The following is a 14,576-nucleotide window of genomic DNA, read 5'->3' as shown; positions in this document are numbered from 1 at the left end:
GTGGTACATGGCAAGAATAGCCGGCGTCGACCTTCCCCGGGACAAGCGGGTCGAGATCGCTCTGACCTACATCTACGGGATCGGTCGCTCCACAGCACAGGCGATCCTGGCCGAAACGGCCGTGGATCCGGACACGCGCGTCCACAGCCTTTCGGACGAGGATGTCAACAAGCTCCGTCGGGTCATCGAGGCCCGCTACAAGGTGGAAGGCGCGCTTCGCACCGAGACGTCCATGAACATCAAGCGGCTCATGGACATCGGCTGCTACCGGGGGCTGAGGCACCGCAGGGGCCTTCCCGTCCGTGGACAGCGCACTCACACGAACGCGCGCACCCGGAAGGGCCCGCGGCGCACGGTGGCCGGCAAGAAGAAGCCGCCCGCAAAGAAATAGGGACGACGGATGGCCAAGCCGAGAAGCACGAGACGCAAGCGCCAGGTCGATGCGGAAGGCATCGCCCACATCAAGGCGACGTTCAACAACACGATCATCACGATCACGGACATGGCCGGTGGTGCGGTGGCCTGGGCCAGCGCCGGAAAGGCCGGCTTCAAGGGCTCGAAGAAGTCCACTCCGTTCGCGGCCACGATTGCCGCGGAAACGGCGGGCCGTGAGGCCGCGTCGATGGGCATGAAGAGGGTTCACGTGCGGGTGCAGGGGCCGGGGTCGGGACGCGAGTCGGCGATCCAGGCGCTGCAGGGTGCGGGTCTGACGATCCGCTCGATCCGGGATGTCACCCCGATTCCCCACAACGGATGTCGCCCGCCCAAGAAGCGCCGCGTCTGAGCCGGGGCGGGCAGTGAGAATCACGTCGGTCACAGGTTAGGGAAGCTAGATGGCACGTTATACGGGTCCGGTGTGCAGGCTGTGCCGGAGGGAAAACGAGAAGCTGTTTCTGAAGGGCAAGCGGTGTCTGACTGACAAGTGCGCCATCGAGAGGAAGGCGTATCCTCCCGGTCAGCACGGGACGGGTCGTCGCCGTCGCCGCTCCTCCGAGTATGCCACTCAGCTTCGCGAGAAGCAGAAGGTGAAGCGCATCTACGGAGTCGGCGAGAGGCAGTTTCGCACGCTGTTCACCGAGGCCGCGCGCGTGAAGGGAATCACGGGCGAGAACCTGCTGATCTCCCTCGAGGCACGGCTGGACAACATCGTCTACCGACTCGGGTTTGCCCCGTCCCGGAAGGCGGCGCGTCAGCTCGTGCGGCACCGACACGTGCAGGTCGACGGTGCGACCGTCGACATTCCGAGTTTTCAGGTGTCTCCGGGACAGGAGATCTCCATCGCTCCGTCCGCGCAGGACACGCCGGTGGTGCGCGAGGCCATGGAGGACCGCAAGAGCAAGGATCAGCTGAGCTGGCTCGGAGCGGACTACGACAACTTCACGGGTCGCGTGATCGAGCAGCCGACTCGGGCGGACATCCCGCTCGCCGTTCAGGAACAGCTGATCGTCGAGCTGTACAGCAAGTAACGTCAGGGGCGAAATAGACATGTCAGCAGGACTGGATCTTACAGGACTCGTACTGCCCGGCACGGTCGAGGAGCGCACGCGTTCCGACGACGGCCGGCGGGCGGAGTACGTACTGCAGCCGCTGGAGCGAGGCTTCGGCCACACGGTCGGAAACTCGGTTCGGCGGGTGCTGCTCTCGTCCCTCCCGGGCTGCGCCATCTGGGCGTTCCGGGCCGATGGGGTGCAGCACGAGCACCAGACGATTCCGGGCGTGGTGGAAGACATTCACCAGGTCATTCAGAAGCTCAAGAAGCTGATCATCGTGCTCGATCCGGGCGTGGATGAAGCGAAGCTCGAGCTGTCGGTGAGCAAGGCGGGTCCGGTCACGGCCGACATGATCGGAAGCGTGTCCGGCGTCACCGTCGTGAATCCCGACCAGGTGCTGTTCACGCTTCAGGACGATCTGCCGGAATCGCGCCCGCTCAACCTGGACTTCTGGGTCAACCGGGGCCGCGGATTCGTGGCGGCGGACCAGCACGAGAGGCCGGAAGACGCGCCGGTCGACTTGATCCTGATCGACTCGATCTACAACCCGGTCGTCCGGGCCAACTTCCTCGTGCAGGAGACCCGCGTCGGTCAGAGGACGGACTTCGACCGGCTCACGGTCCAGGTCGAGACGAACGGATCTCTGGACCCGGGCGATGCGATCGCCTACGCGGCCGAGGTCGCCAGGCTCCACCTCCAGTACTTCACGAGCTTCGGGGCTGCCGGCAACGGGGACTCCCCGGCCGCGGCCGGAGGCCGGCCCGGCCGTACGCGGGTGGAGGCGGGCGTGACTGCCCTGCTGGAGTCGCCGCTCGAGTCGTTCGAGGGGATCTCGATCCGCTCGCGAAACAACCTCGACAAGGCCGACATTCACACGCTGCTCGACGTGGTGGTTCGGTCGAGCGATGACATCCTCGCCGTCCCCTCGTTCGGAGAGAAGTCGCTCGAAGAGGTCGCGGAGGTCCTGGCGCTGAACGGCCTCCGCTTCGGAATGCCCGTCGAGCGCGATGAGGACGGGGATCTGTGGATCGTCGACGAGACGGAACCGTCGGTGACGGAAGACGAGGACGGAGATGAGGCATAGGAAGAAGGGGCGGTCCCTCAGCCGCACCGCCAGCCACCGCACGGCGACGCTCAGGAACATGGCCACGAGCCTGATCCAGCACGAGCGGATCCGGACGACGGAGGCCAAGGCGCGAGAGCTCAGGCCGTTCGTGGAGAAGTTGATCACGCTCGGAGGCACGGACGACGTGCACAGTCGGCGCAGGGCGCGCCGGCACATCGCGGACCGGGCGGCGCTGCACAAGCTGTTCGACGACGTAGGGCCGCGGTTCCGGGAGCGACCGGGCGGATACACCCGCATCGTGAAGCTGGGGGCTCGTAAGGGTGATGGTGCAGAGATGGCCATCATCGAGCTCACGGATACGGGGAACTAGAGCCGACCTCAGGGTCGGGAAAGGCAGGCACCGATGCTTCGCGGGGCGTCGACGATACTGATGGTCGTCGCAGTGCTGGCCGTCGTCGGGTTCATGTTCTGGCTGGACCGCAAGGCGGATTCCTTCGAGACCGAGGTGGCCCCGGTGCTCGAGGAAGAAGTCGTCGAAAGCGAACCGGTCGATCTGAACAGCGCTTCGCTGGCCGCGGATCCGGCCGGCGTGGTGGGAGACATAGGATACCTGCGGTCCGTGGATGTCGCGCAGCGACTCGGTCGCGGTGCGTTCACCGTGCAGCTGGACAGCGCGGTCACGTATCCGGTCCTGATGTCGGCCGATCTGATCCAGAGAGACCTGCAGGCGTACGCGGGAGACAACGTGACCCTGTACGGCCACGTGTTCACGCTGAACGACTCCATTCGCTCGGTGTGGGTGGAGCAGGGGGCCGTTGACGGAAACAATGCGGGCGCGATTCCGGCCAGTCCGAGCTTCATCATGGCGGACTCGCTCTCGTTCAACTGATGCGTGTTTGAGATGTCGAATTTCTGTTACGTGTGCAATAAGGGACCGGCGACCGGGAACCGCGTGAGCAACGCGAACAACAAGCGGAAGCGGCGGTTCATGCCGAACCTGCAGCGGGTCCGCGTCCTGGAGGACGGCCGCGCGGTCCGCGTTCGGGTGTGCACCCGATGCCTGAAGGCGGGCAAGATCCGCAAGGCGCCCTGAGGCGTCGGCGCGAGTCGACTTTCCTTTCATCGCGTCGAGCTGAGACGACTCGAGAAGGCTCCGCCACAAGGTGGGGCCTTCTTGTTGTGTCGGGGCACCGATCCGCGGACGTCCATGCGGCGCCCGCGAGGCGTTCCCGGCCGGCCCGGCGCCGCATGACCGGAGCGTGGCACGAATGAAAGCACTGGTCACCGGAGCGGACGGTTTCGTGGGGCAGCACCTCGTCGCCGAGCTTCTGAAGCACGGCTTCGACGTGGCGGCCTCCGCCCTCGACCTGCCTCCTGTTCGCTCGACCCTCACGGCCGATCAGATGAAGGCCGTGGACTGGAAGGCCGTGGACGTGCGGGACCGGGACGCGCTGGTGCGACTGGTCGCTGCCGCCCGCCCCGATCAGATCTTCCACCTGGCCGGCTTCGCATCGGGCGCCCTGGCGCGCGAGCGCGCGTCCGACGCGGTACACATCAACGTCGGAGGGACGGTCAACCTCTGCGAGGCCGTGGTCTCCGTCCGGGAACAGCACCCCGACCTGGACCCGCGCATCCTGGTGATGGGCTCCTGCGATGCCTACGGCGATGCGGCCCTGGACGGACTGCCGCTGACGGAAGACATGTCCCTCCGTCCCGTGTCCGCCTACGGTCTGTCGAAGGCCGGACAGGAGCTGGCGGCGCATACCTACCGCCGGGCGCAGGACCTGCGGATCCTCGTGGTCCGGGGCTTCAACCTGGTGGGGCCCGGTCAGGAGCCTCCCTTCGTCGTGCCGGAGTTCGCCGTGCAGGTGGCCCGCATCGCCGCGGGCGAGCGGGAGTCCAGGGTCCGGGTCGGGAACCTGGATGTCGAGCGCGACTTCACGGACGTTCGCGACGGGGTCCGGGCCCTCCGCCTCCTGATGGAGCTCGAGGACCCGAGCGCGGCCTACAACGTGTGCTCCGGTCGACCGATCCGAATCGGGACGATCCTCGACTGGATTGTGGACGAGGCGGGCGTCGAGGTAGAGATTGAGGTCGTTCCGAGCCGCGTGCGGCGGGAGGAGCTGGCCGTGGTCGCAGGCGATGCCACGCGCATCCGCGAAGATACGGGCTGGACTCCGGCTCGCGACGTCGAAGCGACGGTTCGGGAGACGTACCGCTGGCTTAGAGATCGCGCAGGAGGAACGGACTCAACGACCCCGGTGGTCTGAGTGAGGGAGATATGAACGTCACCGTCGTAGGGAGCGGATACGTCGGTCTGGTCGTCGGAGCCTGCCTGGCCGAGACGGGAAACCAGGTGGTGTGCGCCGACATCGACGAGCGGAAGATCGGGATGCTGAACGACGGCCGCAGCCCCATCTACGAGCCGGGGCTGGACCGCCTGCTGCAGCGGAACCTGGAGGAGGGGCGAATCCGGTTCACCACGGATGTGGCCGACGCCGTCCGTCACGGGCGCGTGGTGTTCATCGCCGTGGGAACGCCGCCGGACGAGGACGGCTCCGCCGACCTTCAGCACGTTCTCGCGGTCGCCCGGGTGATCGGCGAGAACCTCGTGGATGAGAAGGTCGTGATCACCAAGAGCACCGTTCCCGTGGGTACGGCGAGAAAAGTCCGGGAGGAGATCGAGAAGCACACGGACGGGGTGTTCCACGTCTGCTCCAATCCGGAGTTCCTCAAGGAGGGGGCGGCGATCGACGACTTCATGCGCCCGGACCGGGTCGTGTGCGGAATCGAGTCGGAAGAGCCGCGGCCGGTGCTCGAAGAGCTCTACGAGCCGTTCGTGCGCAGCGGGAATCCGCTGATCTTCATGGACATCGCATCGGCCGAGCTGACCAAGTACGCCGCCAACGCCATGCTGGCCACGCGGATCAGCTTCATGAACCAGATGGCCGCCCTTTGCGAGGCCGCCGGCGCCGATGTCACCATGGTGCGCCACGGCGTCGGCTCGGACCCGCGCATCGGGGCGTCGTTCCTGTACGCCGGAGCCGGGTACGGCGGAAGCTGTTTCCCGAAGGACGTACGGGCCCTCATCCAGACCGGCGAGGAGCTGGACATCGACCTCTCCATCCTGAAGCAGGTCCACGAGACGAACGAGGCTCAGAAGCGCGTGCTCGGGAAGAAGATCCGGGGCCGCTTCGGGGAGGACCTGTCGGGCCTGCGCTTCGCCGTGTGGGGCCTCGCCTTCAAGCCCGAGACCGATGACATGCGCGAGGCGGCGTCGGTGACGGTGATCGAGGAGCTGCTCGACGCCGGGGCGCAGGTCGCAGCCCACGATCCGGTGGCCGAGGAGGTGGCGCGCGAATGGTATCTCGGGGATCGAGTGACCTACGCACCGGATGAGTACGCCGCCCTGGACGGAGCGGATGCCCTCGTGGTGGTCACGGAGTGGCTGCAGTACCGGCGACCGGACTGGGAGCGGGTCAAGGGTCGGCTGAAAGCCCCGGTCGTGTTCGACGGCCGCAACCTCTACGAGCCTCGCCGCATGCGGCGTCACGGCTTCGAGTACTACCCGATCGGGCGAGAGCAGGTGCGATGAGGATTCTCATCACGGGCGCGGCCGGTTTTCTGGGCTCCCATCTCTCGGATCGCTTCCTGGCCGAGGGCTACCGGGTGATCGGCATGGACAACCTGATCACGGGGAATCTCGAGAACATCGCCCACCTGGAGAACGAGCCCCGGTTCGACTTCGTCGAGCACGATGTCACCCGGTTCATCGACGTGGACGGAGAGCTGGACGGCGTCCTTCACTTCGCCTCCCCGGCGAGCCCGGTCGACTACCTGGAGCTTCCCATACAGACCCTGAAGGTCGGGAGCCTGGGGACGCACAACGCCCTCGGCCTCTCGCTGGCCAAGGGAGCCCGCTTCCTGCTCGCGTCGACGTCCGAGGTGTACGGCGACCCGCTGGTCCATCCGCAGCCCGAGACGTACTGGGGAAACGTCAATCCGATCGGGCCGCGGGGAGTGTACGATGAGGCGAAGCGGTTCGCGGAGGCGATGACCACCGCGTACCGGCGCTACCACGGAGTGGACACCCGGATCGTCCGGATCTTCAATACCTACGGACCGCGCATGCGGCCGGGCGACGGCCGGGTCGTATCGAACTTCATCGTGCAGGCGCTGCTCGGCCACGGGCTCACCGTGTACGGGGATGGGTCGCAGTCGCGCAGCTTCTGCTACGTCTCGGACGAAGTGGAAGGCATATTCAGGCTCTTCCATTCGGATGCCCGCGACCCGGTGAACATCGGCAACCCGGACGAGTACACGGTGGGTCAGCTGGCCGAGCGGGTGCAGGCGGCGGTCGACCCGAGCGTCGGCGTTCGCTACCTGCCTCTCCCGACCGACGATCCGAAGGTCCGGAAGCCCGACATCACCCGGGCGCGCTCGCTTCTGAGCTGGGAACCGGAGGTCTCGCTGGACGAAGGCCTGGAGAGCACGATCGCGTATTTTCGATCGCTGCACGAGCGGGGAGCCCTCGAGCCTCCGCCGGTCATCACGGAGCCGTCCGGGGAGCGACCATGACACCCACCGGCGGACAGGTGCTGTCGGTCGTGATGCCGGTGTACAACGAGCGCGACACCCTGGAGGCGATCGTCCGGAGGGTCCGCGAGGTGCCCCTCAAGATCGAGCTGCTGTGCGTGGATGACGGGTCGACGGATGGGTCCCGGGAGATCCTCGACCGGCTGGCGTCGGAAGGACTGGTGGACCGGGTCATCCTGCATGACCGCAACCAGGGGAAGGGAAGGGCGCTGGCCACCGGGTTCGCGGCCGCCAGCGGCAGCGTGATGATCATCCAGGACGCGGACCTCGAATACGATCCGGACGAGTACCGGAAGCTGCTGGAGCCGATCCTGGACGATCGCGCCGACGTGGTCTACGGCTCCCGTTTCTTCGGCGGCGAGCCTCACCGCGTGCTGTACTTCTGGCACTACGTGGGGAACCGATTCCTCACTCTGATGTCCAACATGGTGACGAATCTGAACCTCACGGACATGGAGACGTGCTACAAGTGCTTCCGGAAGGAGGTTCTGGAAGGGCTCGAGATCGAGGAGCGGGGCTTCGGGGTGGAGCCCGAGCTCACGGCGAAGATCGCGCGCGGCGGCTGGCGCGTGTACGAGGTCGGCGTGTCGTACAGCGGAAGGACCTACGCGGAAGGCAAGAAGATCCACTGGAAGGATGGCTTCCGGGCCCTGTACTGCATCGTGAAGTACGGCGTCTTCCGGCGGGCCACCACCCGGCGTCGCACACCGCCGGTCGCCGCCTCGAGTTGAGGGCGGAGGACGTGTCGACCCTTCCGCTTCGCGCATGCCGCCGCCCGGGGCGCGCGCTCGCCATCGCGCCTCTGCTGCTCGTCGTGGCTTGCGGCGGCTCTTCGGACGATGCGCTCGAACGCGGCGATCGTCTGTACGGGGCCGGAGAAGTGGACGCGGCCATCGCCGAGTATCGACTCGCCCTGCGCCAACGGGGCGATGAGCCGGAGATCTTGCTCCGCCTCGGGGATGCCTACGGAGAGCGGGGTGAGGTAGAGGCGGCGCTTCGGTACATCCGCCGGCTCCTCGTCGCGGACTCGACGTATCGATACCAGGCGGCCGCCGTGCTTTCCGAAGCGGCGCGCGTCGCCCTGGAGAAGGGCGCGCCCGACAACATGGCGCGGGCCCTCGGGCCGGTGGAAGCGATGGGGATCGGGCTCATTCCGCCGGACCTCCGCCTCGCCCTGGCGAGGCATTACGCGGGACTGGCGGACTACGGGCGCGCGCTCCCGCTGTATCTGGGAGCGTTCGAAGGGGAGAGCGAGGCTCCGCCGGAGGTGCAGCTGGAGACCGCGCGCACCTTCCAGGAGCTCGGAGGTTGCCGCGAGGCGCTCGCGTACTTCGAGAGCTATCTGGCGCGGGGAGGGCCGGCCGGAAGCGACCGCTCCGGCGTTCGGTGGCAGTACGGAAACTGCCTGTTCGAGGTGGCCGAGGAGGAACGACGCGAGGGACACGACGGGACGGCCGAGGAGCTCCTCGAAGCCCTGATCGACCAGGGCGTGCCCCGTACCCTCCTCGATCGGGCGCATTTCGAGCGGGGTGAGATCCGGCTCGCCAGGGGTGCGTACGGCGAGGCGGAAGCGGACTTCCTGGCCGTGCTCGACCTGAATCCGGCGCGAAGCGGGCCGCTGGTGGCGATGGCGGAAGAGAGAATCCGAGAGATACGGTACGGTTATCTGAGATAATGGGACGATTCGGGGGACGAAGCGGGGCGGGTTGGTCGAGCGCCGGACTTCACGGTCTGGCGTTGCTGGCGGTGCTCGCGTTCGCCGCGTGCAAGCCGGCCATGCCGCCGGAGGGAGCGACGCCGCGGGGACGGTTCGACTGGTCGGTCGAGCGGTACGACGCGGGCAAGTACCAGGACGCGATCCGGGGCTTCCGGGACTTCCTCATTCGCGAGCCCCTGCACCCTGCGGCAGACAGCGCCCGCTACCTGCTGGCGGAATCGTACCTGGAGACGGGCCAGGAGCTCCTGGCGGCCAACGAGTTCCAGCAGCTCGCGACGTCGCGCCCGAACAGCCCCATGGCCGACGACGCGCAGTACGGCGTGTGCCGGGCGTACTGGGAGGTCTCGCCCGATCTTCCGAGAGACCAGGAGTTCACCGAGAAGGCGATGGAGGAATGCACGCGGCTGATGGAGTTCTACCCGCGCAGTCCGCTCCTCGCGGACGCCCGGGAGCTCGTCGCCGAGGCACGGCAGAAGATGGCCGCCAAGCAGCTGCGGGTGGGCAAGTTCTACTACGACCGAGGATTTCTCGAGTCGGCGATCATCTACTTCGAAAACATCCTGCAGACGTATCCGGAGACGGAAGTCGTACCGGAGACCCTGTTCGTGCTGCACGACAGCTATGCCCGGGTCGGATTTCGGACGGAGGCCAACCTGGTGCGGGAGCGTCTCCTGGAGCTCTATCCGGATTCGCCGCAGGCCGGCAAGCTGGCTGCAGAAGACGATGGGAGCTGACGTGCCCGGACGCCTCGGGGTCTTCGGCGGGACCTTCGACCCTCCGCACATCGGGCACCGGGTCGTGGCGCAGGACGTGATCGAGGGCCTCGAACTGGACCGCTTGCTGGTCGTCCCGGCCGGACGTCCGCCCCACCGGGATGCGGCACTCGATCCGCACACGCGACTCGAGCTCACCCGGGCGGCCTTCGCCGGCGATGACCGGGTGCAGGTGCTCGATGTCGAGGTGCGCCGCAAAGGACCGTCCTGGACGGTCGACACCCTCGAATGGGTTCATGCGGAGCTTGCTCCGGAAGTGCTGTACCTGGTGGTCGGGGCGGACCAGCTGGCCGCTTTCGGGGAATGGAGGAACCCGGAGCGCATCCTCGAGCTCTCGAGGCTCGTGGTGATGGCGCGGTCCGGGGAAGCGAAGAGGGACACGGAGATCCCCCACGAGTGGATCGAGGTGACGAGGGTCGACCTCTCGAGCACGCGCATACGTCGCCGCCTCGGGGACGGCCGATCCATCCGATACATGGTACCGGAGTCCATCCGGCCCGCGATCGAGCGGGCATGGAAGGAGCGGCGGGCCACCGCGTCCGTGTAAGCCGGTACGTCCGATGGAACGACGGAACACAGAGAAAGAACGCAGCCGATGTTGAAGGGAATCGTACAGAAGGTCGTGGGCACGCGCTTCCAGCGGGAGATGAAGCGCATGCAGCCCATCGTCGACGAGATCAAGGTCCACGAGGAGCGGCTGGCCGACGTTTCCGAGGAAGAGCTCAAGGCCCAGACGGAGAGGTTCCGGGAGAGGATTCGGGAACGGACCCGGGAGCTCGAGGAGGAGATCCAGCGGCTCCGCGAGGATCGCCGGCGCACCGAGGAGAGCTCGAAGCGGGCCGACCTGTCCGAGCGGATGAGCCGTGCCGAGGAGGAGCTTCAGGAGGCGACGGACGAGATCCTGGACGAGCTGCTCCCGGAGGCCTTCGCGACCGTACGAGAGGCATGCCGGCGGCTCATGGGGCGCGAGATCGAGGTCACCGGCCGCAAGATGGTCTGGGACATGGTGCCGTACGACGTGCAGCTGATCGGCGGGATCGTGCTGCACCAGGGCAAGATCGCCGAGATGGCGACCGGCGAGGGAAAGACGCTCGTCGCCACCCTTCCGCTCTACCTCAACGCGCTGTCGGGGAAGGGCGCCCACCTGGTGACCGTCAACAACTACCTGGCGCGGCGCGACTCCCAGTGGATGGGCACGGTGTTCGAGTACCTCGGTCTCACCGTCGGCTGCATCGACGATACCCAGCCGGGCAGCGAGGTCCGTCGGGGCATGTACGGGTGCGACATCACCTACGGCACGAACAACGAGTTCGGCTTCGACTACCTGCGGGACAACATGGTGGTGCGGCTCGAGGACCGGGTCCAGAGGGCGCACAACTACGCCATCATCGACGAAGTCGACTCCGTGCTGATCGACGAGGCGCGGACCCCGCTGATCATCAGCGGCCCGGTCGGGCAGGCGCAGGACCAGCAGGCGTACAAGAAGTACAACGCGCAGGTCGCCAGCCTGGTGCGCAAGCAGACGGCGATCGTCAACGAGCTGGTGGCCGATGCGGAGAAGGAGCTGGCCAAGCTCGAGGAAGAGGCCGAGGACGCCAGCGAGTTCCGCACCGGCAAGCTCCTGCTCGCGGCGCAGCGCGGCGCCCCGAAGAACCGGCGCCTCATGAAGCTGCTGAACGAGACCGGCGTGAAGCAGCTGGTGCAGCGGACCGAGGCCGGGGTCATGCGCGAGAAGGCCATGACCGAGATCGACGAGATGCTCCTCTTCACCACCGATGAGAAGGGGCACGCCATTCAGATCAGCGACCGCGGCCAGGACATCCTGAGCCCGGGCGATCCGGACGCCTTCGTGATCCCGGACATCTCCGAGGCGGTGAAGAAGGTCGAGGACGACGAGAAGCTCGGCCCGGACGAGAAGCGAGACCGGATCCAGCAACTCGAGCGCGATTACGCCGAGAAGTCCGAGCGGCTCCACATCATCCACCAGCTGGTCAAGGCCCACGCGCTGTACGAAAAGGACGTGGAGTACGTCGTCGAGAACGGTGAGGTCGTCATCGTCGACGAGTTCACCGGACGCAAGATGACGGGCCGGCGGTGGAGCGACGGGCTGCACCAGGCGGTCGAGGCGAAGGAGAACGTGAGCGTGCGGGGGGAAACCCAGACGCTCGCCACGATCACGATCCAGAACTACTTCCGCATGTACTCCAAGCTGTCCGGAATGACGGGCACGGCCGAGACGGAGGAAGGCGAGTTTCACGAGATCTACGGGCTGGATGTCGTCGTCATCCCGACCAACCGGCCGGTGCGGCGCATGGACGACGAGGACATGCTGTATCGCACCAAGCGGGAGAAGTTCGCGGCCCTCCTGGACGAGATCGAACGCATGAACCGCAGGGGCCTGCCGATCCTGGTGGGCACGACGAGCGTGGACGTGTCGGAGAAGGTGTCCCGCATGCTCAAGCGGCGCGGGCTCGATCACGAGGTCCTGAACGCGAAGCAGCACGAGCGGGAAGCCGAGATCGTGGCGCAGGCCGGGCAGCCCGGCGCGATCACGATCGCCACGAACATGGCCGGGCGCGGAACCGACATCAAGCTGGGCGCCGCGCTCGTGAAGTGTCAGGTGTGCGGAATCCAGTCCGCGGAGCCGGCCTTCGGGCAGCTGACCGAGGAGGCCGATCTCGACCAGAGCCAGGTCAAGGCCCTCGGCTGCTACGTGGATCCGCCCTGCGGCCTGCAGATCCTCGGCACCGAGCGGCACGAGTCGCGCCGCATCGACCGCCAGCTGCGCGGCCGGTCGGGACGGCAGGGAGACCCGGGCTCCAGCCGGTTCTTCCTCTCCCTCGAGGACGACCTCATGCGCCTGTTCGGGACCGAGCGGGTGGCCAAGGTGATGGATCGGCTCGGCGCCGAGGAGGGCGAGGTCATCACGCACCCGTGGATGACCAAGTCGATCGAGCGCGCCCAGCGCCGCGTCGAGCTGCAGAACTTCGAGGCCCGGAAGCGGCTGCTCGAGTACGACGACGTGATGAACCAGCAGCGCGAGGTGATCTACGACCTGCGCCTGTTCGGCCTCGAGGGCGGGGAGGACCTGAAGGGGGAAGTGTGGGAGATGATCGAGCGTTCGGTCATCGAGGTCGTGGAGGGGGTGATCGAGCCGGGCTCGCACGCCGACGAGTGGGATCTTCCCGGGCTGAGGGAGCGGTTCCTCCTCGACTACTTCCTCGTGGCGTCGTTCCTTCCGACCGACGCCCCGGATCCGGCCGAGATCCCGTGGAAGGACACCGACGAGCTGATGGACGCCGTGCTCGACTTCGTCCACGAGGCGTACCGCGAGAAGCTGGACAGCTTCGGTGAGAACTGGGAGCGGATCCTCAGCTTCATCGTGCTCTCGGTGATCGACGAGAAGTGGAAGGGGCACCTGTACGATTTGGATCACCTGCGGGAGTCGATCCGGTACCGGGCCTACGGCCAGCGGGATCCGCTCGTCGAGTACAAGAAGGAAGCCTACGCCGCGTTCGTCGACCTGATGCAGGACCTGCGGAAGAGCCTGTCGAATCTGGTGTTCCGGGCCCAGGTGGAGCTGCGGCCGGCCCTGCGTCCGCAGCAGGTGAGCTCGATGACCGGGCCCAGCGACACGGCGGGCACCGGGAGCGGAGCGCCGGCGTACGGTCCGATGGCGGCGTCCGGACCGCCCCGTTCCGCCGCGGCAGCCCCGGAGCTGGCCGCCACGGGCGTCGCAGCCACGGCTCTCAAGCAGCCGGAGGCGCGGCCGACCCAGCAGGTCGTGCGTCCCGAGGCCCCGATCCAGGGAGTGGAAGAGGTGGGCCGGAACGATCCGTGCCCGTGCGGGAGCGGCAAGAAGTACAAGAAATGTCATGGAAGGGTGGGGTGATCCTCCGGAGGCCGCTCCATCCCTTCGGAGCTTCCTCGCGGCTGACGCCGCTCGGTGATCTCCTCGGGTTTCCGCTATAGCCTCCGTCGGATCACCCCGGCCCTTCCAGCGGAGGCCTCCTCGGGTTTCCGCTATAGCCTCCGTCGGAGCACCCCGGCCCTTCCAGCGGAGGCCTCCTCGGGGCTCCGCTAGATCCCCCGTCGGATCACCCCGGCCCTTCCAGCGGAGTTGTTTCCCGAGGTGGAGAGCAGTGCGGCTTCGGTCTCGGATGAAGAGAGGGCGGCCGGGTGGCCGCCCTCTCGGTCTTTGAGGTCTGGCACCTAGAGACTGACTACCAGATCTCGGGACAGGCTCCGTTGTTGACCTGGTACATCGTGAGCCCGGTCTCGTCCTTCATGAGCTGGTACGTTCCCTTGACGTGCAGGCTTTCTCCGTCCTGATTGATGAAGAACCAGCTGAGGTCCTGGTGGTAGACCCAGCTGCCGTCCTTGAAGTCGTGCTTCTTTTCGTTCCACTTGTTGTTCTTGGACGTGTCCAGGATCCACATGTCTCCCGACGTCAGGCCTTCCATCGAGAACTCGGGGTATTCGGTATTGAGCCCTCTGTACTCGACTGACTGACCCTTTCGATTCGGATTCTGAACGGGGTTCCACAGCCGGTACTTGTCCACCACGACGATTCCCCTGACGTGCATCAGCTCGTCGACGCACTCGTACGCGAGCACGTCGTCGAGGGTGTACTCGACCTGATACTCCTCGTGCTCCACGGCCATGGATGGGGAGACCTGGTCGGCCTGAGCGACCGGCTCGGTAGTCTGCTCACAGCCGAGAAACAGTGCGGCGGCTGCGAGACACCAGGCGATGCGAATCGGTTTCATGGCGACCTCCTGAATCGTAGGTGATCGATTCGCCGTCTCAGGCACCCGCCCGGCGGGTGGCGTGGGAGGTGGTCGCGGCCCCACAGCCACCTCTCGCCCGTCACCCACCGAACGGGCACCCGATACGATTGGCTCGAACTCAGGCCACGTCCTATCTTTCGGCAC

At 66.6% G+C, this 14,576-nt stretch carries 16 protein-coding genes; 15 read left to right on the top strand and 1 reads right to left on the bottom strand.

Annotation, left to right across the window (positions count from 1 at the left end; all coding sequences use genetic code 11):
- Positions 1-7: 7 nt before the first annotated feature.
- The 15 genes from rpsM (at position 8) to secA (ending at position 13,534) form a co-directional block, all read left to right on the top strand.
- The gene (gene rpsM, locus AC36XV_RS04005) at positions 8-391 is read left to right on the top strand and encodes a 30S ribosomal protein S13 (protein ID WP_492202386.1); all 384 of its coding nucleotides are present in this window, start codon (positions 8-10) and stop codon (positions 389-391) included.
- A gap of 9 nt (positions 392-400) precedes the next feature.
- Positions 401-784, top strand: coding sequence for a 30S ribosomal protein S11 (rpsK, locus tag AC36XV_RS04000; protein ID WP_492202385.1), 384 nt, complete (start codon positions 401-403; stop codon positions 782-784).
- A gap of 49 nt (positions 785-833) precedes the next feature.
- Positions 834-1,466, top strand: a complete 633-nt coding sequence (gene rpsD / locus AC36XV_RS03995) for a 30S ribosomal protein S4 (protein WP_492202384.1) — start codon at positions 834-836, stop codon at positions 1,464-1,466.
- Between the two features lie 19 nt (positions 1,467-1,485).
- Positions 1,486-2,574, top strand: coding sequence for a DNA-directed RNA polymerase subunit alpha (locus AC36XV_RS03990; RefSeq protein ID WP_492202383.1), 1,089 nt, complete (start codon positions 1,486-1,488; stop codon positions 2,572-2,574).
- Positions 2,564-2,926, top strand: coding sequence for a 50S ribosomal protein L17 (gene rplQ, locus AC36XV_RS03985; protein WP_492202382.1), 363 nt, complete (start codon positions 2,564-2,566; stop codon positions 2,924-2,926). Before AC36XV_RS03990 ends, rplQ begins: the two co-directional genes overlap by 11 nt.
- A 33-nt stretch (positions 2,927-2,959) precedes the next feature.
- Positions 2,960-3,445, top strand: coding sequence for a hypothetical protein (locus AC36XV_RS03980; RefSeq protein WP_492202381.1), 486 nt, complete (start codon positions 2,960-2,962; stop codon positions 3,443-3,445).
- Positions 3,446-3,457: 12 nt separating this feature from the next.
- Positions 3,458-3,649, top strand: a complete 192-nt coding sequence (gene rpmB, locus AC36XV_RS03975; RefSeq protein WP_492202380.1) for a 50S ribosomal protein L28 — start codon at positions 3,458-3,460, stop codon at positions 3,647-3,649.
- Positions 3,650-3,824: 175 nt separating this feature from the next.
- Positions 3,825-4,826, top strand: coding sequence for an SDR family NAD(P)-dependent oxidoreductase (locus tag AC36XV_RS03970; RefSeq protein WP_492202379.1), 1,002 nt, complete (start codon positions 3,825-3,827; stop codon positions 4,824-4,826).
- Between the two features lie 11 nt (positions 4,827-4,837).
- Entirely contained in the window at positions 4,838-6,151 is a 1,314-nt protein-coding gene (locus AC36XV_RS03965; protein WP_492202378.1) for a UDP-glucose dehydrogenase family protein, read from the top strand.
- Positions 6,148-7,134, top strand: coding sequence for a UDP-glucuronic acid decarboxylase family protein (locus tag AC36XV_RS03960; RefSeq protein WP_492202377.1), 987 nt, complete (start codon positions 6,148-6,150; stop codon positions 7,132-7,134). The genes AC36XV_RS03965 and AC36XV_RS03960 overlap by 4 nt, the downstream gene beginning before the upstream one ends.
- Positions 7,131-7,883: a glycosyltransferase family 2 protein gene (locus tag AC36XV_RS03955; protein WP_492202376.1), complete on the top strand. Its 753-nt coding sequence runs from the start codon at positions 7,131-7,133 to the stop codon at positions 7,881-7,883. Before AC36XV_RS03960 ends, AC36XV_RS03955 begins: the two co-directional genes overlap by 4 nt.
- Positions 7,884-7,894: 11 nt before the next feature.
- Positions 7,895-8,827 (top strand): tetratricopeptide repeat protein, encoded by a 933-nt coding sequence (locus AC36XV_RS03950; RefSeq protein WP_492202375.1) that lies wholly within the window; start codon positions 7,895-7,897, stop codon positions 8,825-8,827.
- Positions 8,827-9,603 (top strand): outer membrane protein assembly factor BamD, encoded by a 777-nt coding sequence (locus AC36XV_RS03945; RefSeq protein ID WP_492202374.1) that lies wholly within the window; start codon positions 8,827-8,829, stop codon positions 9,601-9,603. Before AC36XV_RS03950 ends, AC36XV_RS03945 begins: the two co-directional genes overlap by 1 nt.
- Entirely contained in the window at positions 9,593-10,189 is a 597-nt protein-coding gene (gene nadD, locus AC36XV_RS03940; RefSeq protein WP_492202373.1) for a nicotinate-nucleotide adenylyltransferase, read from the top strand. The genes AC36XV_RS03945 and nadD overlap by 11 nt, the downstream gene beginning before the upstream one ends.
- Before the next feature lie 48 nt (positions 10,190-10,237).
- Entirely contained in the window at positions 10,238-13,534 is a 3,297-nt protein-coding gene (gene secA, locus AC36XV_RS03935) for a preprotein translocase subunit SecA (protein ID WP_492202372.1), read from the top strand.
- Positions 13,535-13,865: 331 nt separating this feature from the next.
- Here secA and AC36XV_RS03930 read toward each other — a convergent pair whose 3' ends face one another.
- Positions 13,866-14,411: a hypothetical protein gene (locus AC36XV_RS03930; RefSeq protein WP_492202371.1), complete on the bottom strand. Its 546-nt coding sequence runs from the start codon at positions 14,409-14,411 to the stop codon at positions 13,866-13,868.
- Positions 14,412-14,576 lie beyond the last annotated feature (165 nt).

The sequence above is a fragment of the Candidatus Benthicola sp. genome (assembly GCF_058719085.1).
The sequence above is the reverse complement of the archived record's forward strand: the minus strand, read 5'-3'. Positions and strand labels throughout refer to the sequence as shown.

What these genes read in the sequence shown, in the direction of transcription:
- AC36XV_RS03965 (WP_492202378.1), top strand. Translation starts at nt 4,838, where the DNA reads ATGAACGTCACCGTCGTAGGGAGCGGATACGTCGGTCTGGTCGTCGGA.
- AC36XV_RS03970 (WP_492202379.1), top strand. Translation starts at nt 3,825, where the DNA reads ATGAAAGCACTGGTCACCGGAGCGGACGGTTTCGTGGGGCAGCACCTC.
- rpsD (WP_492202384.1), top strand. Translation starts at nt 834, where the DNA reads ATGGCACGTTATACGGGTCCGGTGTGCAGGCTGTGCCGGAGGGAAAAC.
- AC36XV_RS03955 (WP_492202376.1), top strand. Translation starts at nt 7,131, where the DNA reads ATGACACCCACCGGCGGACAGGTGCTGTCGGTCGTGATGCCGGTGTAC.
- AC36XV_RS03960 (WP_492202377.1), top strand. Translation starts at nt 6,148, where the DNA reads ATGAGGATTCTCATCACGGGCGCGGCCGGTTTTCTGGGCTCCCATCTC.
- rpsK (WP_492202385.1), top strand. Translation starts at nt 401, where the DNA reads ATGGCCAAGCCGAGAAGCACGAGACGCAAGCGCCAGGTCGATGCGGAA.
- nadD (WP_492202373.1), top strand. Translation starts at nt 9,593, where the DNA reads ATGGGAGCTGACGTGCCCGGACGCCTCGGGGTCTTCGGCGGGACCTTC.
- AC36XV_RS03945 (WP_492202374.1), top strand. Translation starts at nt 8,827, where the DNA reads ATGGGACGATTCGGGGGACGAAGCGGGGCGGGTTGGTCGAGCGCCGGA.
- AC36XV_RS03930 (WP_492202371.1), bottom strand. Translation starts at nt 14,411, where the DNA reads ATGAAACCGATTCGCATCGCCTGGTGTCTCGCAGCCGCCGCACTGTTT.
- secA (WP_492202372.1), top strand. Translation starts at nt 10,238, where the DNA reads ATGTTGAAGGGAATCGTACAGAAGGTCGTGGGCACGCGCTTCCAGCGG.
- rpmB (WP_492202380.1), top strand. Translation starts at nt 3,458, where the DNA reads ATGTCGAATTTCTGTTACGTGTGCAATAAGGGACCGGCGACCGGGAAC.
- AC36XV_RS03990 (WP_492202383.1), top strand. Translation starts at nt 1,486, where the DNA reads ATGTCAGCAGGACTGGATCTTACAGGACTCGTACTGCCCGGCACGGTC.
- rpsM (WP_492202386.1), top strand. Translation starts at nt 8, where the DNA reads ATGGCAAGAATAGCCGGCGTCGACCTTCCCCGGGACAAGCGGGTCGAG.
- AC36XV_RS03980 (WP_492202381.1), top strand. Translation starts at nt 2,960, where the DNA reads ATGCTTCGCGGGGCGTCGACGATACTGATGGTCGTCGCAGTGCTGGCC.
- rplQ (WP_492202382.1), top strand. Translation starts at nt 2,564, where the DNA reads ATGAGGCATAGGAAGAAGGGGCGGTCCCTCAGCCGCACCGCCAGCCAC.